Source organism: Shewanella benthica KT99, assembly GCF_000172075.1.
Lineage (GTDB): Bacteria > Pseudomonadota > Gammaproteobacteria > Enterobacterales > Shewanellaceae > Shewanella > Shewanella benthica_A.
The window spans coordinates 25,621-48,189 of sequence record NZ_ABIC01000002.1; the positions used below are offsets into that span (position 1 = coordinate 25,621).

21 protein-coding genes, 1 tRNA gene and 2 pseudogenes are annotated in these 22,569 nt (G+C 44.4%); 12 read left to right on the forward strand and 12 right to left on the reverse strand.

Annotated elements, in window-relative coordinates; translation table 11 throughout:
* Window positions 1-11: 11 nt before the first annotated feature.
* Genes KT99_RS00870 through KT99_RS00880 form a run of 3 tightly spaced genes read right to left on the reverse strand, consistent with a single transcriptional unit; the run spans window position 12 to window position 2,335 of the window.
* Window positions 12-944 carry a hypothetical protein gene (locus KT99_RS00870; protein WP_005496006.1) on the reverse strand — a complete coding sequence of 311 codons (933 nt, stop codon included), beginning with the start codon at window positions 942-944 and terminating at the stop codon, window positions 12-14.
* Between the two features lie 3 nt (window positions 945-947).
* Window positions 948-1,352, reverse strand: coding sequence for a TerB family tellurite resistance protein (locus KT99_RS00875; protein ID WP_005496008.1), 405 nt, complete (start codon window positions 1,350-1,352; stop codon window positions 948-950).
* A 14-nt stretch (window positions 1,353-1,366) separates the two neighbouring features.
* Window positions 1,367-2,335: a hypothetical protein gene (locus KT99_RS00880; protein WP_040571450.1), complete on the reverse strand. Its 969-nt coding sequence runs from the start codon at window positions 2,333-2,335 to the stop codon at window positions 1,367-1,369.
* Window positions 2,336-2,783: 448 nt separating this feature from the next.
* Between KT99_RS00880 and KT99_RS00885 the strand changes: the two genes are divergently transcribed.
* Both KT99_RS00885 and KT99_RS00890 read left to right on the forward strand, forming a co-directional pair.
* Window positions 2,784-3,656 (forward strand): NAD(P)H-dependent flavin oxidoreductase, encoded by an 873-nt coding sequence (locus KT99_RS00885; protein ID WP_005496012.1) that lies wholly within the window; start codon window positions 2,784-2,786, stop codon window positions 3,654-3,656.
* Between the two features lie 619 nt (window positions 3,657-4,275).
* Entirely contained in the window at window positions 4,276-5,520 is a 1,245-nt protein-coding gene (locus KT99_RS00890; protein ID WP_083804795.1) for a YeeE/YedE family protein, read from the forward strand.
* Window positions 5,521-5,908: 388 nt separating this feature from the next.
* Here the strand turns inward: KT99_RS00890 and KT99_RS00895 are convergent, their stop codons facing one another.
* Genes KT99_RS00895 through KT99_RS00905 form a run of 3 tightly spaced genes read right to left on the reverse strand, consistent with a single transcriptional unit; the run spans window position 5,909 to window position 9,099 of the window.
* Window positions 5,909-6,547, reverse strand: a complete 639-nt coding sequence (locus KT99_RS00895) for a retron system putative HNH endonuclease (protein WP_005496016.1) — start codon at window positions 6,545-6,547, stop codon at window positions 5,909-5,911.
* Window positions 6,548-6,551: 4 nt separating this feature from the next.
* Window positions 6,552-8,156, reverse strand: a complete 1,605-nt coding sequence (locus KT99_RS00900; RefSeq protein ID WP_005496018.1) for an AAA family ATPase — start codon at window positions 8,154-8,156, stop codon at window positions 6,552-6,554.
* A complete protein-coding gene (locus tag KT99_RS00905; protein WP_005496019.1) occupies window positions 8,149-9,099 on the reverse strand; it encodes a retron St85 family RNA-directed DNA polymerase in 951 nt (316 codons plus the stop codon). Before KT99_RS00905 ends, KT99_RS00900 begins: the two co-directional genes overlap by 8 nt.
* 706 nt (window positions 9,100-9,805) lie before the next feature.
* Between KT99_RS00905 and tnpC the strand changes: the two genes are divergently transcribed.
* Window positions 9,806-11,241, forward strand: a protein-coding gene (gene tnpC / locus KT99_RS00915; protein ID WP_086017572.1) for an IS66 family transposase whose coding sequence is annotated in 2 segments (ribosomal slippage) — window positions 9,806-9,998 and window positions 9,998-11,241 — 1,437 coding nt in all. Because the reading frame shifts where the segments join, the coding sequence is not laid out codon by codon here.
* Window positions 11,242-11,499: 258 nt separating this feature from the next.
* Here the strand turns inward: tnpC and KT99_RS00920 are convergent.
* Together KT99_RS00920 and KT99_RS00925 are read right to left on the reverse strand one after the other, a co-directional pair.
* The gene (locus tag KT99_RS00920; protein ID WP_005496025.1) at window positions 11,500-12,078 is read right to left on the reverse strand and encodes a nucleoside triphosphate pyrophosphohydrolase family protein; all 579 of its coding nucleotides are present in this window, start codon (window positions 12,076-12,078) and stop codon (window positions 11,500-11,502) included.
* 336 nt (window positions 12,079-12,414) lie between these two features.
* Window positions 12,415-14,481, reverse strand: a complete 2,067-nt coding sequence (locus KT99_RS00925) for a S9 family peptidase (RefSeq protein ID WP_005496026.1) — start codon at window positions 14,479-14,481, stop codon at window positions 12,415-12,417.
* 181 nt (window positions 14,482-14,662) lie between these two features.
* On the opposite strand from KT99_RS00925, the gene KT99_RS22420 reads away from it, so the two are divergent.
* The 3 genes from KT99_RS22420 to KT99_RS00935 are packed head-to-tail and all read left to right on the forward strand — an operon-like array spanning window position 14,663 to window position 15,413.
* Window positions 14,663-14,968, forward strand: coding sequence for a hypothetical protein (locus tag KT99_RS22420; RefSeq protein WP_005496027.1), 306 nt, complete (start codon window positions 14,663-14,665; stop codon window positions 14,966-14,968).
* Window positions 14,947-15,171 (forward strand): hypothetical protein, encoded by a 225-nt coding sequence (locus KT99_RS22425; RefSeq protein WP_005496029.1) that lies wholly within the window; start codon window positions 14,947-14,949, stop codon window positions 15,169-15,171. The genes KT99_RS22420 and KT99_RS22425 overlap by 22 nt, the downstream gene beginning before the upstream one ends.
* Window positions 15,172-15,203: 32 nt before the next feature.
* A complete protein-coding gene (locus KT99_RS00935) occupies window positions 15,204-15,413 on the forward strand; it encodes a helix-turn-helix domain-containing protein (protein WP_005496030.1) in 210 nt (69 codons plus the stop codon).
* A 69-nt stretch (window positions 15,414-15,482) separates the two neighbouring features.
* On the opposite strand, the gene fre is transcribed toward KT99_RS00935, so the two are convergent.
* The gene (gene fre / locus KT99_RS00940; RefSeq protein WP_005496032.1) at window positions 15,483-16,193 is read right to left on the reverse strand and encodes an NAD(P)H-flavin reductase; all 711 of its coding nucleotides are present in this window, start codon (window positions 16,191-16,193) and stop codon (window positions 15,483-15,485) included.
* Window positions 16,194-16,455: 262 nt separating this feature from the next.
* Window positions 16,456-17,925, reverse strand: a complete 1,470-nt coding sequence (gene ubiD / locus KT99_RS00945) for a 4-hydroxy-3-polyprenylbenzoate decarboxylase (RefSeq protein ID WP_005496033.1) — start codon at window positions 17,923-17,925, stop codon at window positions 16,456-16,458.
* A gap of 209 nt (window positions 17,926-18,134) precedes the next feature.
* Between ubiD and KT99_RS00950 the strand changes: the two genes are divergently transcribed.
* The 5 genes and pseudogenes from KT99_RS00950 (at window position 18,135) to KT99_RS00965 (ending at window position 20,928) form a co-directional block, all read left to right on the forward strand.
* Entirely contained in the window at window positions 18,135-18,647 is a 513-nt protein-coding gene (locus KT99_RS00950) for a hypothetical protein (protein ID WP_005496035.1), read from the forward strand.
* Between the two features lie 455 nt (window positions 18,648-19,102).
* The gene (yjjG, locus tag KT99_RS00955; protein WP_040571463.1) at window positions 19,103-19,783 is read left to right on the forward strand and encodes a pyrimidine 5'-nucleotidase; all 681 of its coding nucleotides are present in this window, start codon (window positions 19,103-19,105) and stop codon (window positions 19,781-19,783) included.
* A gap of 10 nt (window positions 19,784-19,793) precedes the next feature.
* Window positions 19,794-20,387 (forward strand): annotated as a pseudogene (locus KT99_RS00960) (aromatic amino acid transport family protein).
* Between the two features lie 19 nt (window positions 20,388-20,406).
* A complete protein-coding gene (locus KT99_RS23160; protein ID WP_269764030.1) occupies window positions 20,407-20,649 on the forward strand; it encodes an aromatic amino acid transport family protein in 243 nt (80 codons plus the stop codon).
* 188 nt (window positions 20,650-20,837) lie between these two features.
* A tRNA-Ser gene (locus tag KT99_RS00965) sits at window positions 20,838-20,928 on the forward strand.
* Between the two features lie 95 nt (window positions 20,929-21,023).
* Here KT99_RS00965 and KT99_RS00970 read toward each other — a convergent pair.
* Window positions 21,024-21,404, reverse strand: a pseudogene (locus tag KT99_RS00970) (DUF3859 domain-containing protein); the annotation flags it as partial.
* A gap of 85 nt (window positions 21,405-21,489) precedes the next feature.
* On the opposite strand from KT99_RS00970, the gene KT99_RS22140 reads away from it, so the two are divergent.
* Entirely contained in the window at window positions 21,490-21,660 is a 171-nt protein-coding gene (locus KT99_RS22140; RefSeq protein ID WP_005496049.1) for a hypothetical protein, read from the forward strand.
* A gap of 349 nt (window positions 21,661-22,009) precedes the next feature.
* On the opposite strand, the gene KT99_RS00975 is transcribed toward KT99_RS22140, so the two are convergent.
* Entirely contained in the window at window positions 22,010-22,477 is a 468-nt protein-coding gene (locus KT99_RS00975; protein ID WP_040571464.1) for an Rsd/AlgQ family anti-sigma factor, read from the reverse strand.
* Between the last annotated feature and the right edge of the window lie 92 nt (window positions 22,478-22,569).

A 22,569-nucleotide genomic window follows, 5' to 3' on the forward strand; every position in this document is an offset into this window, starting at 1 on the left:
GGCCCGGTTCCTTATGCGGCGATAGCCTGAATAGCAGCCACTTTGTCAAACAGTGCCTTGGCCTGCTGGCTGTCTTTGGGCTTCAGCTTGCCATTCTCGGATAGATACCCCAGATTCGCCATCTGCTTGAGCACGATGGAGAGATTAAACAAGGCCTGAAACTCTTCGATATGGGCGATAGGGATCAGTCTGAAATCCAGTTTAAGAGCAAAAATTTCGTCAGACAGGGCCATCTGCTTATGGCGCTGGCTCTGAATGCCGTATTCGAAGCGATCCAACAACTTGCTGTAGTTGTTGATCAATACATCGAAGTATTCCACTACACCCTCGATGGATTTGCCCACCACTTGTAGCTGGCGCTGATGTGACTCCATCTTGGCTATCTCTTCATCGATACGCACCTCTTCTTCCTGCACCTGCAGCAGTGTTTGCTTGGCCTTCTTGCGTGAGTAGAAGCCCAGAGTTAGCACGTAGGAGGCAACTCGCACCAGGTCAAACTTGTTGAAGTCGATCAGGAATAATTTTTCCCTGTGCTCGACCGCTGCCGTAGTTTTGGCCTCGAGTATCGCATCGTCGAACAGTTCTTCGAAGGGCTGGCCCTTGACCGTCACATTGTGCAGGCGGTTGGCCAGGGAGACGAAACGCTTAAACTGTACCCCATAGATATCTTGTTTAAAGTGGTTGATGGCGCTGACCTGAGAATCGATATCTTTGATGAGCTGTTCGGTGGCCAGCTTATACTCGCATTTCTTCTTGTCGTAGCGGTCGCTGATCTCCTGATACAGGCGCTCGGCCTTGTCGAAGGTTGTCTTGCCGGTAAAGGCATTCCAGCACTTAGCGCCCTTCTCGATCACCTTATCGGTGACCCTCTTTGCCACCTCTACCACCTTGTCGACCACGCTACTTATCTTGCTCGCGGCCCAGCTTCCCAATCGTCCAAACATAGATTAATCCTTCATGATTAGGCTAAAGCCTTCGTGCACCAGGTCATTCATCGCCTCGACCCAACGCTGCAAACGCTTCAGCTCAAATTCTTCGATATCGAATGCCGCCGATAGCTTGAGCATAAACTCAGTTTCGTTAGCACAAAATTCATTGTCGGCCAGCACTATGCCGAATAGCTCCACCAATATGATGCGGCGGTTCTTCACCTCACTTCGGGTCAACATCTTAATCACATCATCGATATCATCTTGTTTCTTTAGCTGATATGACGGCATGCCGCATTCATGGGTGAATGACTCGAAGATGACTTTTTCCTGTTCCTTGTAGCTGCCGTTGAGGCCCATGGCAAAATAGGCGATCTCCAGGAAATTCTTACGCTCTGCTACAGATAATTCACTCAAATACATGATTACACCTTGCTCTAATAAACTTTCTTAATCGGGTCGGCTTGTTTGCCATTGGCATCATAGCCATATTCGAGGCGCTGGCTGATCTCGCCCGCACCATCATAGAGATATTCAAAAATCACCCGCTGATCATTACCGTACTCGATGCCCTTGACCAGCTTGCCTTCATGGTCATAAAGCATCTGATACTTGAGCTGATCACCCTGTAGGGTATCGCTGCTGTGTTTGATACCATTTTCGTAATACACCTGAGTCACTTGACCCGTGTGCTTGTCTTCAATCTTTACCACCTTGCACTCACCCAAGTGTTTGACAAAGTCCAGGGTATCGACTTTCAACTCGGTATGCTGTGCCAACTCATTAGTTAGCTCCACCAGGTTTTGCACGCGCAGGTTTTGGATTAAACCCGACAGGGTTTCCAGGTTGGATAACTGCTGTTGCTTATGAGTAAACATCAGCTGATTAGCATTTTTTTCAAGCTCAGCCTGAGCATCTTGAATGGCGGTATTCAGTTGGCTGTCGGTATTACTGATGCTGGCTTGGAGCAGGCCTTGAGTGCTTGCGATAGCCGCGATTATGTTCGATCTGGTCTGTTTATGTTGTTCGTTTGACTGAGTCGACACATCTTGCTGCAGCTGCTGTAATTGGGTCTGCAACTGGCTATGCATCTTGGTATTTTCAGTCTGTGCATCTTGAATCTTAGCCGTGATCAGCTGGTTGACTGCCTTGAGTGATTGCTGGTTTTTATTCTGACAATCCAGCTGAGCCGTCTTAATCTCCGCGACTCCGGCTTGGAACAGGTCTTGAACCATCGTTTGCATGGCTTCGATGGCTCCAGAGTGTTGCTGGTTCGCATCACTGACCTGCTGCGATGCCTGTGCCTGTAGCAGCTTGAGCTTATTGAATATTATGGTCTGGACTATGATGACCAGAACTCCCATTCCTATCGCGGCTAAGAGTATGTGCGTTAAACTGATTTCCATAGTTTTTCCATTAGTTTACCAGCAAAGAATTGAGCATTAGACCCAATGAAATAATCGGCCTGTCGGTATAACATCCGCAATGACCAGTGAATAAGTTGCAGTGAAGGAGTAGAAATAAATTCTGCAGCAATCGAGCAAAGATTAGGCCGCATCTGTCCAACCTGTATATACAAGTCTTCACTCTACATTATTGATACGGTTAATAGTGTCGGGCTGTGAAAATAATTGTTAAAAAAGTGATACAACTCAAGGAATAAGTGGGGACAGGATAAATTTATGCTCTAAATCCATTGAGTCGTCGGCAGGCTGCTGTTTTTTTAGGGAGGAGGTGACGGGTAACAAGATTAGAATGGTGTAGCAGTTAATTAGCTGCGAGCCCTTTATACTGGAGCTTCAAACGGAATTCGATACTTAAGTTAATTCATATAAGCTGAAAGGGAGTGGCGACATGATGCGTATACAAGAGATCTTAGGTGTAGATTTACCCATTATTCAGGCCCCGATGGCTGGGGTTCAGAACAGTAAACTGGCATTGGCGGTCTCTTCCGTCGGCGCTCTGGGCTCCATTCCCTGTGCCATGCTCAGTCACGATGCCTTGAGGGCAGAATTGAGCCATATTCAGTCGCAAACCCAAGCTCCCATCAATGTGAATTTTTTCAGTCATCAACAAGCCGAATTTAACATCGAGCGTGATGCCATTTGGCGCAGAACCTTAGCGCCCTATTTTAGAGAATATTCCATCGACAGCAACGCATTGACCGAGGGGCCTAGCCGCCAACCATTCAGCGACACCGTCGCAGATATCCTGGAGGAGTTTCGACCTCAAGTGGTGAGCTTCCACTTCGGTCTGCAGGTGAGTACCTACTCGCTGCTACAGCAAATACTGGCGCGAGTCAGCCTACCCGTGATAGCGACTGGCGGCATCAGTGACGCCAAAGGCGTAGGCGCGGCTCTCTTACTCGGCGCCGCAGCGGTACAAGTCGGCACCGCTTATCTGTTGTGTGATGAAACCAACACCAGCACGCTACACAGGCAAGCCATCAAGAGTAATCGCTCACATAAAACCGTCATCACCAACCTGTTTTCCGGCAAACCGGCCCGTGGCATCGTCAACCGGGTGATACATGAGCTTGGCCCCATAAGCGCACTCGCCCCAGAATTTCCCCATGCCGCCACTGCGATAACCGCCATCAGACAGCAAGCCGAAGCCCAAGGCTCTAGCGACTTCTCTCCACTCTGGTGCGGCCAAAACACCACAGGCTGCAAAGAGATCTCCGCAGCGGAACTCACTTTGGAGCTAGCAATAGGTGTGGAAGTATAGTTAGACTTCGCCTAACAACTTGAGATGAGTGATTGCTTCACTCTTCGGCTTGCAGCCGAGTAAGTCGTGGAATTCCATTCCCTGCTAGCTACAAAGAGTAGGGTAAGGAGGACTGTCCTCATCAACAACATCCTGTTTAAGGGCCAGTTCGATAAAATATATCCATATACAAGTGCCCGTTCAGCCAATTATGTCCATATAAAAAGGCCAGTTCAGCATCCATGCTTCTCGTTCATTGCTTATGGCTACGCCATATTCACCTTCCAACGGGGAATTATTGAACCAGCAGGCTATCAGAGAGATTCTAGCGTATATGAATCGGCAGGTTTCATTGCTGGGAATGCTGTAATGGGTAGTAAAATTTGAATAGAGCAGAAGTTCTGACCCCTTTATTTTTTATTTGTACTCTTAATACAAGCGTATGAGTTATTACAAAGGGGTCTATCTAAAACACGCTATAGCGATAGACAGAAACAGCTAGATTCACCACAATCTGCAACCTACAATGACAGGAACGGCAAAGTGTTTGAAAATATGACTTTTTGTTTGTTTTTTGTTTAAGGTTTGTTATTAAATATAGTTGGTTAGTCTTGTGGTTATAAATAAGAATCAAGCGGTGATGGCCGTAACAATTTTACTGTTGACGTTAGTGGTTGGCGCGACTCAGTTAGCCAATGACGGGCTCTTTTTACGTTTGTTATTAGGGCTCAGCTTAGGCTTCGCTTTAGCCAAAGGAGCCGTTGGTTTTGCCGGTAGTATTAACCGAGCTTACCGCCGAGGTTCAACGCAGTTATTACAAACCCTGATGTTTATGTTTGTTATCACAGCAATCATCAATGCTGGTTTACTGCTTAATGCTGACAGCCAGCACTATGATTTATGGATTAATCCTATCAATGCTGGGCTGCTCATTGGCGGCGTTATGTTTGGCGCAGGCATGAGCTTATCAAGCTGCTGCGCAACCGGCGTGATGGTGGAGCTTGTCAGTGATGTCCCAAGAGCCGCAACGACATTGGTGTTTTTTGGCGCTGGCGTCTTCTTTGGCTTGCCATTACAAAGCAGCCAAAGCTGGATAACGGATTCGTGGTTTTCATCAGCAAGCTATCAAGGTAAAGGCGTCTTTTTACCTGACTTGTTTGCTGGTACACCGCTGAATGGTTATTTTATGTCTATATTAGTGACCCTATTTTTAGCGTTAAGCGTAGTGGTTATTGCCAAAAAGTATGAAAACTATCGCCGCCGCAATGGCTCATATCTAGGTGTGTCGGGTGAAATTGAGCGGCAGAATATTCAACATCAAAGCAATCAAAACGGCGAAGATAAATCGTTTAGATTATTCAGCCGTGAAACATATCAAAACTGGTTGGCTAATCTCTGGCAAATGCGCACCACCGCGTTAGTCATAGCGGTTATTTTTGGCATCATGATGGCAAGTACCGGCTCAGGCTGGGGAGCGTCGACACCCTTTGGTATTTGGTTCGCAAAGGGATTGATGTTCTTTGGGGTTGAACTAAGCACCATTACCGAGATAAGCCAGCGACCTGAAGCTATGTTCACCACGCCGTTTTTTGAACATGGCGTGTCGGTGCAAAACTTGGCTATTTTATTAGGCACCTTAATCGCGGTGTTGTTTATGGGTAAGTTTAAGTTTTCATTTACCCTAAATCACTCAGCTAAACAGCTGGCGCTTTTTGCCTTAGGTGGATTATTAATGGGATTTGGTACTCGTTTTGCCAATGGCTGTAATGTGGGAGCATTGTTCACCCCTATCGCTAACTTCTCATTATCTGGATGGGTGTATTTACTGGTAATGATTGGTGGTGCTATCGCAGGCAACCGTTTCCAACAAGCGGTGATGAAGTAACTCACTGCTAGAACGCTTCGCTGCGAGGTCGTTCGCAAGCTCACTGCTAGAACGCTTCGCTGCGAGGTCGTTCGCAAGCTCACTGTTAGATCACTTCGCTCACAGATAAAGCGATAAGGGACAGAGCGGAACAAAGTTTACACTGACCCCACTTATTTGATTTAGCTAGCTTACTGTTCGTTAAGCTTAAACCCTTCAAAATATTGAGTTAACAACCCCTGCCAGAAATTCCTGTTTTTCGCTAGAATCCCCCCATGTTTAACATTTATAAGTAGATTGAAGGTGGCACACTTCAAATGGCTAAGTTTTCTATCTGATGAGTAGAGATCTAGCCTTAGCCCGATTATGTTGTTGATTTATTGTGATTCATCCCCAACTAATTATTTAATTAGCCTCTAAGTTTCTTAGATAAATAATGAAGCATTATGCCATAGTATGGGATGAATTTATTATTCCCATTTCTTTTATTTATTTTTGAAATCATCTTTACTATATTTTCTTGGCTTCTATTACCATCTTTAATTGCAAGACTCCTCTTAACTCTTATTATCGCTTCAAGTCTGTTCTTTACTTGCCGATCTAAATTAAGATTTAATATTAAATTTATCTCCTCGTTAAAACTAATATCATTAGATTTAATTCTTCCATCCCCTAAATAGATGATTGTTTTGTTAATATGATCATTAGGTTCCGCTGGTGAGTATTTAATAGGACTATTTCCCTTTCTAGTATCACAGCACTGGTTTTCTTTTGGCTCACCTTCATTTCCTTTGCAGCAACCAAGCAAATTAGTATATGTCAGTTGTAAATTTGGATGAGTTTTACGAGATGCCCAATGTTCAACTTTCATGTTGGAGGCCTTTATCCCATTCATACAGTAAGCACAAGTATATCCTTGCTCATCTAATAAACTTTTTTTAATTGCATCTTTTACTACAGTAAAGTCACCACCATCAAATACTGAACCTAAAACCATTCTGTATTTGGCTAATATGTTAGGTTCTTTATTCTTAGATATTTCATGCATTTATCTATTCATCCCAGCCAGCTAACTCTATATCAACCTTTGCACCTACCAACTCAGGAATTTCTCCATTAATCTGTTGTTCCAACTGTTCAATTTCACTTAAAGCTTCAATGTTTTTATCGTCTGCAATCAATTCATGAATTTTTTTCAGTTTATTTTCAACTATTGGTGTTCTTGTTAGTTGCCCTTTCTCTCCATTTTCCATCATTATTTCATTTAATATATCATTGCTAGTCAATCCATATGATTGTGTAGGCTGATAATAATCAATCTCGTTCTTATCATTACGCTTCATTACTATCAATTGATTATGTTTAACTTCCCCAATGATTTGAGGAGAATGTGTTGTTAAAATGAATTGACAATTTTTAAATGCTTTAGACAAACTCCTCACTACATTTCTTTGCCATTCTGGGTGAAGATGTAGATCAAACTCATCAATTAAAACTATACCATTCCCATCTAGTGGGTTTGGTAATGAAGGGTTTAGGATTATAAGTCTTCTTGAAATATCAAGAACTAACGCTAATAGCGTTTTTTCTCCTTGAGACAATTGAAGTACATTAAACTTTTGCTTGTTTTTATCAAGTGTTAAAGATAGGTATGGTTCCATCTGTATCTCTAGATTCCCATAGCCTGGCATAAACAACTGAATAACATTGTTAAGTGAGTCTTTTATTTTTTGAATATCTGAAATAATCTTATTAGAGTTAGAGTTAGAGTTAGAGTTAGCACTTCTAGATTTTATTATCTTTAGAATTTCCTCATCAGATAGATCTGATTTGTCTAGCTCATTTAATTGATCTAAAAAGGAAACATCGTTTTTGATTTTTCGATGTTTTTCTATATCATCTAAACGTTTGAACCACCTAAAAAAGTATTTGAAGTCTGTTTTTCCATTCAAAGAATCTATATAACCTTCAAATTGGTCCACTTCTTTAATTGAAGAGGTTTCATCAAAACTAGCCATATCCTTGCTATTAGCTTCTAATGCCCGATTAACTGTATAATATGCTAGTATTGGTAAATTTACTTTGTCATTAAATAATTTAGCCTTCTTATACATATTTCCAATTTTAGTTATATCTTTTATATAACTTTTTTTGCTCGTGTCGAAACCATCTCGTACATTTACTAATTCCATATCAACATAAATATTATTGTTTAATTTAAATTTAGTGATTATTGAAGAGAAACCAGCTTTAGTACCAAGAGTAAGATCAAGATCATCAATAGATTCACCAGTTCCCCCTTTCTTTGTCATCCTGTTAACTAACCAACTCATGTTATGGGAAATAGCATCTAAAATAGTGCTCTTTCCGCCACCGTTATTACCTATAATGACAGTCAATCTATTGTCAGGGATTTTTATATCAATCTCGCTAAAAGCTCTAAAGTTTTGAAGCTTTATATGAGTTAATTCTAACTTTTGTGTTGAAAATATATTGTTAGCATCAAGTAAATAACGTTCTGATTTAACTTCATTTTTGTCGACATATGTACCATTCAAGTAATACTCATATAATTGATAGATTGAATAAAAAACACCATTTTCAGCATTTCTCTCCAGCTTCTTAATGACTGATGATTTAGATGTGGTTTTATTCATTCTCTACTCTTATTTTTAAAATATTGTGAATAACACTTTCTGTATACTTATTTTTCATGCGTTCAATAAAGATTGGCTCGACACTAATAGAAAAAGCTAGGAGTCCCTGTAAATAACAAGTATCTTCTTGACTAATAACATTGATTTTAAATTTATGTATAAGTGAAGATATCATTCTTTTTCTAGAGCGTCCTATAGATAATTTATTTTCAGACGATATGGTAACACCGGTAACATGTCTATTATGTCTTTTAGAGGAAAATATTGTTTTCAGGTCGTTAATAGTTATTAAGTTATTGTATATTTCATTAAGAAGCGTTTTAACTAATTTAGGGACTTCAAAAAGTATCTCTTTTACATTTGTAGAGAAAGTAATGTCATCTGCATATCTTGTATAATTAATTTTATTTTTTTTACAAAAATCACTTATTTTAACATCAAAGTCATACATAACAAAATTCGATATAAGTGGAGAACTAGGGGCTCCAACACTAAGTACTAATTTTCCATTAAAAGACTTTGTTTTATTCCAAAAAAGAAGGTTTTTTAATAACCGTTTTTCAGCATCAGACCATTTAATATTATTATTTTCACAGATGAGAAATAAAACTGCTGGAGTTATACTATTAAAAAAATCACTAAAATCCATCTTAAGTAAATATGCGGTGTTTAAGTGCTGCTCAGCATTATCCTTAATACTTAGTCCTTTTTTATAAGCATATGCCGTCTCATGTGATTTAAGAGGGAAAACTAAGATCTTTACTAATTCTTTTTGAACGGCCTTAAGCTGTTTTGAAGGATGAGCGATAACTCTTTGCCCAGATGTACGTTTGGGAATGGTATAAACTCTATATTTTTTAGGTGCTGACTCAGCAAATCTGTTAAGTGAACTTCTGGTTATTGATAAGCTTTCATATAGTGCTCTATATAACTTTAACTTCATGTTATTCCTATTAAAGTCAAGTAGAACAAGTGTGATCTGAAATTATCAGATCACACTTATTTGCCCATTACTAAAGGAAGCGCTAATAAAATTACGCAACCGTGAAACGAGGGACTCGTTGAGCGGTTGCGTAATTTTATTAGTGCAACCGCAGAACTTCCCAATAAATTTGAGTCTGGCTTATCGCCCGACTAGACAAAAATGTCTAAACGCTAAAGGGTCAGATCAATTCTACTTCACCTTAATAAATGCTACAAGCAGACAAAGGGGTCGTAGCGAATTAAGTGATTTACCCAAATGAAGGCTAACGCTACAACTAATCCCCGTTGGAAGTTGCCGACGACTAAATGGATTTAGGAGGTAGAACGAAGCAGGATGCCAGAGTCGAAGGGCGTTGGAATAAATAGTGTGAGGTAGACATGGTCTTTCTCGTGCATCCCTGCACTTCAAGACATTCAGGCATCCTGCCTATCAGATGCAGGGCTAACTTTCGGACTCTTTATATGAGAGTGGATGTACCATCGGAAGTGTTAGCTATTTATCCATAAGCACAAGGCCCGTACCCAATGCATGTAACTTCGCCGGGGCGTTATGGTACTTTGGTTGTAACCGTTCACCAGCCCCTTATTGACACGATCAATTGATGATCAATAAGGTTTGGTCATATCGCTATTGAACGATCTCTTTGCCGTGTCAAAATAGCTTCATGAAAAAGAAAAAACAATTCGCAACAGAGCCGCCTACGGTTGCTGAACTCGGTGAAAAAAAAGCAAACTTACTCATTCAAGAACTGTGGGAAAAGTTACGTGAATATGAAGACCGCCTAGCATTGAGCTCTAGAAACTCATCCAAATCACCATCCTCTGACTCCCCTGCGGATAAGGCCGAGCGAAAAAAGCTCAAACGCCTCGTAGTGGAAATAAGGTTGGCGCTCAACCTGGACATACGGGGCATAAAAGACCATTAGCAAAGCTTACAGAGACTGACGAGAGAATTGCTTGTTTGCCAGATAGTTGCTGCGCTGATTGTGGCGGTAAAGTTGTGGCTAACTCGTCGCCAAGTTATCGCCATCAGGTGTTTGAATTACCTAAACCTACACTTGATATCACCGAATACCAGTTATTTCACGGGCGTTGTCAGCAGTGCAACACAGTGAGTAAAGGAGCCTTGCCTGAAGAGGCTCCCGATGGTCAGATGGGGCCACGATTGCTCAGTTACGTGGCTGTGCTCAGTGGCTTGTATCACCTGAGCGTACGTAAAATTCAACGTTTACTGCAAGACCAATACGGGACTCATTTCTCTATCGGTCTGATTTCTGAAGCGCAAGGGCGAGTCAGTAGTATGCTGACGCCGACACACCAAGCTCTGCATCAACACATAAAAAAAGCGTCATTAGTGCATGTTGACGAGACGACGCACAATCGTAATGGTGAAGAGCATACCCGCTGGGTCTGGTTGTTATCGAGTGAGGATGCCGTATTCCAACAGGTGAAATATTTTCGTAATAAGGATGCAGCCAAATCGATATTAGGCGAGCATACCCAAGCGATTGTCGTGAGTGACCAATGTCCCAGCTACAACTGGATTGAGCCCGAACGGCATCAATTTTGCCTTGCCCATGTGCAGCGTAATTTACAACAAATGGCCGATTATTCAGGTAAGGGGCTTACCGCGAGTATCGGCAATCGACTGGTATTGCTATTCAAGTCCGTATTTCGCACTCAACATAGATATGAAGCCGGTGACGTTGACGAAATAATGTGGCGTCGGCGAATGCAACGACTAAGGCGCAATATTAAGCGCTGGCTTGAGTGCGGGGAAAATGTGCCCGCTTCACGCTACTCAGGCCGATGCCGGCATATTCTCAAATATGAGCAAGGTTTATGGGTTTTTCTCAATCACCCAGGGACACCTTTGACCAATAACGAAGCCGAGCGTTGTTTGCGTGGCAGCGTGATCATGCGCAAGATCTGCTATGGCACCAGTTCAGATAGGGGTGAGAAGTTTCGATCTCGGATCCTCTCAGTCGTTGAAACGTGCAAGAAGCGCAAGTTATCCCCGATAACAGTGATCAGCACTATCATTGCGGGCGTGGTGGGTAAATGCGACTACCCAGACGTATTTGGACTAACCTCAGCTTAGTCAATCCCCCTCTGGTGAATGCTTACCTTTGGTTTATGAAGAATCAAGGGCGAAGGTCATAACAATGACGCTCTCTGAGCGAGAGCCATGGATGGCGAACTGGCTCTTAGACAGGATGTTGTTGATGAGGACAGTCCTCCTTTCCCTACTCTTTGTTGCTAGCAGGGAATGGAATTCCACGACCTTCTCGGCCGTAAGGCCGCAAAGAATCAGCAAATGAAATTTGATTTCCTAGATGCCAACTCCAAAATGAACAACCTAAGCTTTCACTAGCTTAGCCAGATCTGCTGGACGGTAATATACCGACTTAAGCACCTTGCCTTGACGTACGATTTTACCCGCCATATCTACATCTTTAGCGCACTTAGCGATGATAAAGTCGCCCTTGGTGCTGCCGACGATCTCGACGCCTTGCTTGGCGTAAAACTCGATAGTCTCTGCAAGTTCTTTCTCGTTGCGGCACACCTTGCTCATGTTGCTCGAGTGAACTTCATCCCAACAGCTGATGAAGTCGATCTCGCGGTTCTTGGCCACATGTAGCAGCAGGTCGATGACGTAGCTGATTTCCATGCGGTCACTGACCTGAGTCGCACCTAGGTGAACCAGGCGGCCCATCAAGACATAGACAGAATCGACGATAGCATCGGCCTGCTCCATGCGGCTGTCGGCTTCGGCAAGCTCAGTCAGCTCTTCGATGGCCAATGAAGTGTGCAATGTATCGGCCTTGTCATCCAATGTGCTCTCATCTTCACTCGGCAAATCGAACGTAGAGCGAAACTGGAGGAGGTCACGATAAAGATGATCGTAGAGAGGCTGAGTGAGTGCGGTAAGTTTCATTGATTCTGCCTTGAAGCCTGAGCTTTTGTAATGTGGGTTGAGTTGAGATAACTCGAATGGCGCTGATTCTAAGTTAATGGCAGAGCAAAATAAAGCGCCTGGGTTTTATGCTTACTGCGGGGAGCCGCAGTGAGATGCTTGGATTGTTAAAAAAGTCACCGAGTGCCTAGCGTGGAAGAAAGGAGGGCAGAAGCTCCCCTTATGTATTGATGCTTGTCCCTGAGTCGGTCACTGGCCGAGTTGGATATGTAAAATACCGTGATGAATTATCTTAACGGCCGAGACCTATGCATAAGAGAAGGTTCCTAGGATCTAGGGATCTAGGAACTTGTTAAATTATAACCGACTCACATCAACCTTGAGCGTATCCAGGTGAGTGGCTAGGCTTGGAGTGATAGCCTGATCCACTCGTCCGCCTAAGTGCTTACCGAAAAACTGTTCCATGGCGACGATATAGGCCAGCTTATTGTCGCGCTTCCTAAATCCATGGCCTTCATCTTTTGCCAGAATATACTCTACTGGCAAGCCCTGCTTATACATCACCCGCGCGATATTATCGGACTCAAGCTGGGTGACTCTCGGGTCATTCTCACCTTGCACTAACATGAGTGGCGCCTTGATGCGATCGACGAACTTGATTGGCGAACGAGCCAGCATATCTTGTCTATCGGCTGCTATTTCCGGGTCGCCTACCGCGCTATAAAATTGCCCAAGGTAAGGGCGAAAATGTGGCGGGAATGACCCGAGTAAAGTGATAAGACTCGAAGGCCCGACGTATGAGATCACCGCCTGATAAAGATCCGGTGTAAAGGTCGCGCCAGCAAGCGCGGCGTAGCCACCGTAGGATGCGCCCATGATGCCTAATCTTTGCTTATCGGCAATGCCTTGGTCGATAAGATAATGTGCACCATCGGTAAGATCATCTTGCATGCTGCCAGTGCCCCAGTTCTTATTGCCTAAGTTGAGGAAACGTTTACCGAAGCCGGTGGAGGCGCGAAAATTTGGCTGGAGTACGGCGTAACCTCGGTTGGCTAATAACTGAGCGATAGGGTTGAAATAGCCTGAACTTAAGGTCCAGTAGTCACGCGACCAGGGGCCACCATGAGGCAGTATGATCGTGGGTAGATTCTTGCTCTGACCCTTAGGTAGAGTCAGGTAGGCTTGTATGTTGACACCATCGCGAGCCTGGTAGGTGATGGATTGACGTTTCGAGAGTAGCTCAGGGTTAATCGATGCCTCTTGTTCGAGTAACAGGCTCACCAGTCCTGTTTTGGCATCGAAGCGATAGTCGCTACCCATATCGACATCGCTGGCGACATGTATCTGCCACAGACCGGTTTTCTCGTTTCTATCTGTGATGGTTATTTCCACATCTTGGGTGAAGTGGTCGTTAATCTTTTGCCAGTTGCCGGCAAAGGTATCATCCAGCGGGTAGGTGCGTAAACGACCGCCATAATAGGAGACCGCAAGTGGCGCACCTTCATCGTTAAAGAGCACATCATAGACATCAGATTCATCCTGAGGATCTTGATGCAGGGTGACAATTTTACCTGTGGTCATATTGAGGCGTAGCAGTTGCAGCTTGTCTCGACCTTGAATGTTGGCACGCAGATAGGCCAAGTTATTATCTTCATCAAAGCTAAGAATATCTATGTCTTCACCAAACTGGGTCTTGATCAGGCTAGTCCATTTGCCATCAATTTTGGCGTAGAGATCGGAGGTATTGTCTGGGTTACTGCTGGTGCCGAGTACCGGCACGCCTCGTTGGTTTGTCTCTATGGAAGAGAAGCCATAGGTGTTGGAAAAAATATTAGTTATTTTTGCGGAATCGATATTCAGGCGAAAGAGATCCATCTGCTGCGGGTTATCTTGATTCGACATGACCACCAAGGTGTTTGGCTTATCTTTTGGCTGTTTGAGCAGGTCATATCGGATGTCTATATTACTGGTGAGCGCTGTGATGCTCGGCACAGGTTTAGGCTGACTGGTATCCAGAGAGAGCTTATAGATCTGGGTGTTTTCATTGCCGCCGGTATCTTTAAGAAAGAAGATTTCATCGCCTTGGCGTGACCAACGAAAGCTGTTAAGCGGATCTTTTGAGGTGGTAATAGGCAAGGCAGTATCTAAATCTGCGCCTGCTGCCATCAGATAGATGTTTTTCGCGCCTTGATACTCTTTGAAAAAGGCCAACCACTTGCCGTCACTGGAACTCTTGAGTCCGCTGATCCCTTGTTCGTTGAAATAGGCTTCAACAGGCAGTAGTTGAACTTGCTGACTTTGATCTTGGTCGGCGACCTGAGCTGACAAGCTGGTTGGTGAAGGGGTCTGCGAGCAGCCGGTTATAAACAAGCTAGCGGCGAGCGCTGTCGAGAGTAGGCTAGGTAAAATCTTATGTGTCTTCATCGTTCATTCCTCTAAATAACAGCTCAGATGCCTATCTGCTTTATCAACAAATCAGTTATCCATTAATTTCCAATCAATCTAATACATAAATTAATTATTGCAAAACGATAATTAAATGTTTTTTCACAATGAAATGTTTCTGTCTGATATAATCTAGGGGAATCGAGATAAGGGAATAATTGTGGCAATGAACGCGAGCATGCAGAAGTTGATGAAGATCAGCGGTTTTTTCAGGGTATTGGTATTAGTGGCTACGGCTGCTGTGGTGGTATATCTGGGTTATAGCTACCTGGTGCTGGATGAAATACGTTTCGAGACGAGTATGTTGTTTTTCGACCTTTGGTATCATGACGGTGCTAGCCATGGTGTGCTGTTGGCCATTCAGACGCCGCTATTGATGGGGGTTTATTGGTTGCAACGTCTGTTGAGTCACTTTCAGCAGGGACAGTTTTTGGTAATGAGGCGATGCGTTGTTATCTCTGGTTAATATGGTTGAAGCTGTTCGATATAGTGCTGGATATCGTTCAACAACTGGCGACTGGCTATTATCATAAACAATTTTTCGAACACACCAGCATAGAACTCGGGCTTGAATTTGGTAACATCACCACCCTCTTGTTGATGCTGCTGATCGTTTACTTGTTGAAGGCCGCCAAAGAGATCGAAGCCGAAAACAAAGAGTTTATCTAAGTATTAATTTTAGTGCGTTGGATCCGAAAATTATGCAAATAATCGTAAATTTAGATGTGATGATGGCGGTACGTAAGGTGAGTTCGAAGGAACTAGCAAAGGCTATCGGCATCACCGAGGCCAACCTTTCCCTGCTAAAGAGAGGCAGGGTGAAAGGGGTACGTTTCGAGACCTTAGCCAATATCTGCGCATACCTCAATTGTCAGCCTGGGGATATTTTAGAGTATCGAAGGGCTGAATAATAAACGTAGAATATTCAATTGGTTGAGTTGAAAAAAGTTCCTAGGTGCTAGAACCTAGGAACTGATGACTTATTTTATAAACGCAAACGCATCGCCGTAGAGATGTTCTTCCTCTACACCTATGGCGCGGAAGACTTCTCTGGCTGCACCCACCATGTCGAAACGGCCGGCAATATAGATATCATAGCCATGTAGGCTAACGAAATCGGCCTTGATCTGGGCTAACAGGTTAGCCTTCTTGCCTTTCCAATCTCCGCCAGCTTCTTCGAGCACAGGAACGAAATGCAACCAAGGATGGGCATCATGCCACTCACGGGCAATCGTTTCGTAATACATGGCACCGGCGTTACGACAACCCCAATAAAGAGTGGTTTCGATCTTCTGTCCGAGTGCTATCTGCTGCTCGACGATACTCTTGATGTAAGAGAATCCAGTACCACCGGCGATCAATAATCTTGGACGCAGGCTCTCGTGGCGCAGGTGAGCCTCACCGCCTGGGACTTCAATTTCAATTTTAATACCGTTTGCCAAGCACTCTTTCATGCGCTCGACCACTTGCATAGGGTAGCTTTCGCTGACCGCAGCGCCGATATGCAGTTCGATAAGTGCTGAATTTGGTGCCGAAGCGATTGAGAATGGACGTTTATCTTGCTCACCCATGACAACACAGAGGTACTGACCAGCGTTGAAGTCGAACGCTGTTTCAGGTTTTAGCATGATTTGATAAACCGCATCATTGAATGGGGTAACAGTTTCGATTGTACAGCTTATGGTGTTCATCTAACGTCCTTTTCGAACCCCTCTGTGGGAGCTTTACTATTTAATAGTTGAAAGTTAATAGTTTAAAGTGGTTCAGAGCACTTGCTGCAGAACCAAGTTAAAACAGATACATTAATCATAGTCATTTCCGGCAGGTTAAGCGGGAAATAGCCAGCGTGGCAGAAGCCTGGTTCGAAGCCCAAGTCTGTAAACTCTAGTCTATAAACTTACTTATCTAAACCTAAGTATCTAAACCTAAGGGTCTAAACCTAAGGGTCTAAAACTAAGGGTCTAAACCTAAGTCGGCCCACATATCATCGACTTTTTGTTTTACCGCTTTATCCATGGTGATTGGGGTACCCCATTCACGATCGGTTTCGCCTGGCCACTTGTTGGTTGCGTCCATGCCCATCTTAGAGCCTAGGCCGGCAACGGGGGAGGCAAAATCTAGATAGTCGATAGGTGTATTCTCTATCATCACAGTATCGCGTTTCGGATCCATACGAGTCGTTATCGCCCAGATGACATCGTTCCAATCACGGCAGTTAACATCTTCGTCCACGACTATGATGAACTTGGTATACATAAACTGACGCAGGAAGGACCAGGCGCCCATCATCACGCGCTTAGCATGGCCGGGGTACTCCTTACGGATAGATATCACTGCCATGCGATAGGAGCATCCTTCGGGTGGCAGATAGAAATCGATGATCTCCGGGTACTGCTTGCGCAGGATCGGCACAAATATTTCGTTGAGTGCGACACCTAACATGGCTGGCTCATCCGGTGGACGGCCTGTGTAGGTGCTATGGTAGATGGCATCTTTTCTGTGGGTGATATGAGTCACGGTGAAGACAGGGAACTTGTCGGTCTCGTTGTAATATCCCGTATGATCGCCATAGGGGCCTTCTTCGGCCATCTCTTCAGGGTCGATATAACCTTCTAAGATGATTTCGCTGGTGGCGGGCACTTCTAAGTCACAGCTTAAGGCTTTGCAGACTTGGGTACGTGCGCCGCGGAGCAAGCCTGCGAAGGCATATTCACTCATGGAATCGGGTACTGGTGTGACAGCGGCTAAGATAGTTACCGGATCTGCACCTAATGCCACTACAACTGGGTAGCGTTCACCTGGGTGTTTCTCTTTAAAATCTTTAAAGTCTAATGCGCCACCGCGATGATCTAGCCAGCGCATGATTAACTTATTTTTACCCAGCAGTTGTTGGCGGTAAATACCCAGGTTCTGCCGTTCTTTGCGGGGCCCCTTTGTGATGGTCAATCCCCAAGTCACCAGAGGGGCTGCATCTCCGGGCCAACAGTGTTGAATTGGCAGTTTAGTCAGGTCAACGTCATCACCTGTTTTTATCACTTGCTGACAAGGAGGATTACGCACCGTCTTAGGTGGCATGTTCAAGGCTTGCTTGAATTTAGGGATCTTAGATATCGCATCCTTGAAGCCGCGAGGTGGTTCAGGTTCTTTAAGGAAAGCCAGCAGCTCACCGACTTCACGCAGTGCCAGAGGATCATCTTTACCCAGTGCCATGGCGACACGTTTAGGGGTGCCGAAAAGGTTAGCCAGCACAGGCATCTCGTTGCCGACCGGGTTCTCGAACAGCAGAGCAGGACCTTTAGCACGAAGCACTCGGTCGCAAATCTCCGTCATCTCAAGGTGAGGGTCGACGGGATGGCTGATACGCTTTAGTTCACCCTGGCTTTCCAGGTGTGCGATAAAACTGCGCAGATCCTTAAAACTCATTGATTATTGCTGCCATAAAAAATGTGATATGGCGCGCACTATAGCATTTTTAGTACGCATGTTTAACTGCTTAACTTTATATAGAGGAAGATAATAATGAGTTAAGTCAGGGGTAAATTATGCTGACGTTTAATTAGCGCTTCAATCGGTCTATTATAGAGAGTGAACTAAGTTTTTACGCTATCAAAGGCTGAGTTTTGGAGGCGGTAATGGCTAGAATCACTCGTATAGGGCAGGCTATCATGCTGTCTGCTTTGCTGCCTCTTGCCAGCTTAGGTGTGCAAGCCAGTGATCGCTTCAATTGGAGCAGCAATGTCTGGGTTCAGCCTACCTGGAGCAGTAGTTGGGGCACTGGAATCGGTGTCGGCATAGGAACAGGCTCACCTTACTGGAGTAATCACTCCTTGAGCCATGGTTGGAATAATAGCTGGTACCGTCCTTATTGGCGTAACAGTTGGCGTTATCCCTATCGTTATGAACGTTATGATCGTTATGATAGCTACTATTATAATGAGCGCCGAGCGGTAAAAAGACAGCCCACTCCAGTAAAAGCTATCTCTGCACCTGTGCGAGTCACCACCGGTGTGCAATACGCATCCGGTTTGAAAAGCCTAGCTGAAAATGCCCGCGTCATACAAAGAGATGGTCGCACCATCTATGAATGGCAAGGCGTCGAATATGTGTTCGATTGGAACACTGAGACCTATAGAGAGTTGCAATAGCATTCTTGTCTATGAGCCTGCCAACTCTCATAATGATTGACGGTAAATTCATCCTCTTGATACTGACTGATATAGCTCACCCCTTGTTAAGTGGAGGTTCAGCCTGGTATTCGCCTCGACTCAAACTGCGGTTACCGCACAACTAGTAAAATCAGCAGTCGATGGAACAGTACTCATTTGTCAGTATCGCACCATGCAAGAGGTACATTACAAGGTGCTTTTTACTCATCAAGTATGTCCATTATCGATGCAGGTCGAGCACTAAGCCTCCTCCTGTACTATTCGGCTTTATCTGGATATCTTTGTTCTATTGCTCGAAATGAGCGTAGGAAAAGCCTGTGAGGACAAGTTTGACACACGAGTATTGGCAGATTATTGTCGGCGCATTATGAATGCTTTGCTTTCCTGGCGCTGAGCATTTACTGCAATTAGATTTATCTGGAGTGAGTAATACCATGAAGTACCAATGGATCTTATTTGATGCCGATGAAACTTTGTTTCATTTCGATGCCTTCAAAGGCTTACAGCTGATGTTTTCGAAGTTTGGTGTCGACTTTACCTTAACTGATTTTCAGGTATATCAAGAGGTGAATAAGCCGCTGTGGGTAGAGTATCAAGATGGCAATATCACCGCCTTGGAGTTACAAAATACCCGCTTCGATTCTTGGGCGGCGAAGTTGGCGGTGACGACTCAAGAGCTCAATAGCGGTTTCTTAGCCGCTATGGCGGATATCTGTAGCCTGTTACCCGGTGCCAGAGAGTTGATCCATGCATTAACGGGCCGAGTCGAAATGGGGATTATCACCAATGGCTTCACCGAACTGCAGACCATACGCCTACAACGTACTGGCTTATTGGAGTGTTTTTCCCCTGTGGTTATCTCTGAGCAAGTGGGCGTCGCAAAACCTAATGTGGCGATTTTTGAGCATGCTCTCACTCATATGCAGCACCCACCGAGAGATAAGGTATTGATGGTGGGCGATAACCCACATTCAGATATACAAGGTGGTTTGAATGCCGGGTTAGATACCTGCTGGCTAAACAGTGATGGGCGAGATGTGCCAGCCGGGATCAATCCTCATTATCAGGTGAGTTCATTGTTGGAATTGCAACATCTGCTATTAGCGCCGAACTAAGGCTTGCAGCATGATACCGGGTCGGGATAATTATCCCGGCTCGAACCGATTCGCTACCAGTGTATTTATTTTCACCTTAGTTATTGGCAGCGTGGTTACCCTAGGGACCGGATCGGTAGACATAATCAATCGTAGCCTGTTTACCTTAAAACTCATCGCCTTGGTGATAATCTTAGTTCTTTTGATGCCTAAGGTATCGCTGGATTATTTGCTTGAGTTACCCGTACACTAGGGGGTCATCATGGCAGCACTGCCGGTGATTTTTACTTCCTTTGGTTTTCATGGATCTATTCCGTCCATCGTGCGTTACTTGGGTAAAGAGCCTAAGGGCTTGGTGTTGGTGATGGTTGTTGGTTCAGCCATACCTCTGGTGGTTTATTTGCTGTGGTTGGTGGTAAGTCAGGGGGTATTATCACAAGCTGAGCTTATGCAGAGCCAGAGTCTTAACGGTTTAATAGGCTCCTTGAGCCATTTGCTGCATGCACTAATGATAACCAACCTGGTATCTATATTTGCCGACTTGGCCCTGATGACATCATTTCTCGGTGTGAGTCTGGGCTTGTCTGATTATATGTCCGATCTATTGCAACGCCAGGCCAAGTAACAGGCTTCTGGTGGCGCTGGTGACGTTTCTTCCCCCGCTTGGATTTGCCATGTTCTATCCCCGCGGCTTTATTGTGGCACTAGGCTATGCGGCATTTTCCTTGGTCGTATTAGCTATTTTTCTGCCGGTGGCTATGGTGGTGTCGCAGCGAAAGCAAACGGGTCTCGGAGGCTATCGTGTTAAAGGTGGGCAGGCAGGATTAATCATTGCTACTTTAGCCGGTATTTTTATCGTGATGGTGCAAATACTAGAGATGTTGTGAATGGTCATCCTGTCACCCTGCATGAGCCTGACAATATCCAGGGGCATTAAATCCAGGCTGTTTTATGGCCATTCAACTTAAAAAATAACCGCTTAAACGTTATTATGGCTTATTGGCCTGTTTTTTGGTCGTTTGATTCATGAATGGCTTTACATTGACGCTAACAATCCCTATTATCAGCGTCGTTCGGAGGGATGGCAGAGTGGTCGAATGCACCGGTCTTGAAAACCGGCATGGGTTTATAGCCCATCTAGGGTTCAAATCCCTATCCCTCCGCCATATTAAAGACGAAAGGCTCATCAGAAATGATGAGCCTTTTTTCGTTTAAGAAAGAAATAGCTTGATAGGGCGATGAACCCTAGGGTTCCTATTGTTTAAAGTCCGCGTTTTTTCCAAAATGAAGCGACCTTTGCTGCCTCGGGGGTCATTTGGGACTCAGTATCTTCTTGCGGCGGCTTATTATCTGTGGTGTGTACCTTGAAGGTCTTCTCGGCTATGACCTTGCCTTTAAGCTCTAAGGTCATGCGCCATCTGCCGACTTTATTGTGCGCCGGTGCCCAGATGGTATCGCCGAGATAGAATTTCCAATCGTTTTCTTTCACGTATGCCTCGCCATCGAAAGGGGGCCTGATATTGCCGTCTGCATCGGGGATATCGGGATGGTAGATGCAATACCTGAGTTTCTGGTTCTTGGCCTTTTTTATCCAGGTAATGAAACCAAATTCGATATCGATCTCTGCGGGTACATGCACGGTAGATTTGATTAATCTGCTTTTGAATTCCTGTCATGTTAGTTTATCAAAATCTTTAGCTAAGTATGTACAGACAATCAGAAAAAATATGACTAAGAAAACCCTTAAGTTTGAATATGAGAAAGAGACTAAAAATAGCGTACGCTACCAGGAGATGCCGGAGCCGGGTCAGGCACCCGTGCTTGGCACCCTCTATGTGCAGAAATGGTTTGCCACAGACAGCAAGATATTAGAGATCACCATAGAGAAGAAAGACTAGTCATCATTTCTGCGGAGGGTAAGCGAGTTAACCAACACAGAAAGTCTACGCCGAGAGCGATATCAAGTTGGCGGCAATCTCTAAACGGGTATTAGATGTGGTGGGACATTACTCTAGGCCAGATATATTCACCTTATAGGCCAGTAACTCGACTGAGGGGCTGGTTACCTCAAATGGTGATCTCGTTATCTTAATCTGGGGGTGGTGGCGACGCATCAATCGGCTAGCGTATTGCGAAAGCTGTGATTCTCGAGGGACGGTAAAAGAGAGCCAAGAAAGACGGGGAGCTTGGCTGGTGCTTACTCTGCTCTTATCACTTATAAGTCATAGCAGATATCTGTTTCGAGAATTATGAGTGCTTAGTGTGTAGCACTTCCAGTAGTTCATCTTCTAGTTCGAAACGGGTTTCCATTGCATGACCCAGTGATGACAGATCTTTATCGAGTTGATATAGGATTTGGTCATCGACGGATTCGGTATACTTTTCATTGAAGTCTAAGGCAGAATCTGTGGTTTCACTGATGCGGGGGACCAGATTCTGCGCCAGAGATTTACTCGATGTGCCATTCCTCTCACATGCGGTGACGACTCGATCATAGACTTCGAAATGCCCTTCGGAGACATAGTCCATTAGCAGGTCACAAAACTCTTTAACTGTCTTAACGGTAGGAAGTGCCTTTTCAGTCGATTCATAGGGCGGGATACCGGCAATTTGGCAATAGTTGATCAGAAGTTGGCGGCGATTATTAAGCCAATGATCGATAAGAGTGTTAGAGCCACCCCACTTTTTTTCAGCTTTTTCGAGTTGTTTTAACATGATAGTTCCCGTTTTAAAGTGCATCTCTGACTTCTAATGTAGGTGACAAACAGGGTGTTGATCAACCATTTTCGCTGATATAAGTGAGATAT

What these genes read in the sequence shown, in the direction of transcription:
- KT99_RS00920 (WP_005496025.1), bottom strand. Translation starts at nt 12,078, where the DNA reads ATGAAACTTACCGCACTCACTCAGCCTCTCTACGATCATCTTTATCGT.
- KT99_RS00875 (WP_005496008.1), bottom strand. Translation starts at nt 1,352, where the DNA reads ATGTATTTGAGTGAATTATCTGTAGCAGAGCGTAAGAATTTCCTGGAG.
- KT99_RS22140 (WP_005496049.1), top strand. Translation starts at nt 21,490, where the DNA reads ATGACTAAGAAAACCCTTAAGTTTGAATATGAGAAAGAGACTAAAAAT.
- KT99_RS22425 (WP_005496029.1), top strand. Translation starts at nt 14,947, where the DNA reads ATGCGTTGTTATCTCTGGTTAATATGGTTGAAGCTGTTCGATATAGTG.
- yjjG (WP_040571463.1), top strand. Translation starts at nt 19,103, where the DNA reads ATGAAGTACCAATGGATCTTATTTGATGCCGATGAAACTTTGTTTCAT.
- KT99_RS00925 (WP_005496026.1), bottom strand. Translation starts at nt 14,481, where the DNA reads ATGAAGACACATAAGATTTTACCTAGCCTACTCTCGACAGCGCTCGCC.
- fre (WP_005496032.1), bottom strand. Translation starts at nt 16,193, where the DNA reads ATGAACACCATAAGCTGTACAATCGAAACTGTTACCCCATTCAATGAT.
- KT99_RS00895 (WP_005496016.1), bottom strand. Translation starts at nt 6,547, where the DNA reads ATGCATGAAATATCTAAGAATAAAGAACCTAACATATTAGCCAAATAC.
- KT99_RS00880 (WP_040571450.1), bottom strand. Translation starts at nt 2,335, where the DNA reads ATGGAAATCAGTTTAACGCACATACTCTTAGCCGCGATAGGAATGGGA.
- KT99_RS00975 (WP_040571464.1), bottom strand. Translation starts at nt 22,477, where the DNA reads ATGTTAAAACAACTCGAAAAAGCTGAAAAAAAGTGGGGTGGCTCTAAC.
- ubiD (WP_005496033.1), bottom strand. Translation starts at nt 17,925, where the DNA reads ATGAGTTTTAAGGATCTGCGCAGTTTTATCGCACACCTGGAAAGCCAG.
- KT99_RS00870 (WP_005496006.1), bottom strand. Translation starts at nt 944, where the DNA reads ATGTTTGGACGATTGGGAAGCTGGGCCGCGAGCAAGATAAGTAGCGTG.
- KT99_RS00905 (WP_005496019.1), bottom strand. Translation starts at nt 9,099, where the DNA reads ATGAAGTTAAAGTTATATAGAGCACTATATGAAAGCTTATCAATAACC.
- KT99_RS00890 (WP_083804795.1), top strand. Translation starts at nt 4,276, where the DNA reads ATGGCCGTAACAATTTTACTGTTGACGTTAGTGGTTGGCGCGACTCAG.
- KT99_RS00935 (WP_005496030.1), top strand. Translation starts at nt 15,204, where the DNA reads ATGCAAATAATCGTAAATTTAGATGTGATGATGGCGGTACGTAAGGTG.
- KT99_RS00900 (WP_005496018.1), bottom strand. Translation starts at nt 8,156, where the DNA reads ATGAATAAAACCACATCTAAATCATCAGTCATTAAGAAGCTGGAGAGA.
- KT99_RS00885 (WP_005496012.1), top strand. Translation starts at nt 2,784, where the DNA reads ATGATGCGTATACAAGAGATCTTAGGTGTAGATTTACCCATTATTCAG.
- KT99_RS00950 (WP_005496035.1), top strand. Translation starts at nt 18,135, where the DNA reads ATGGCTAGAATCACTCGTATAGGGCAGGCTATCATGCTGTCTGCTTTG.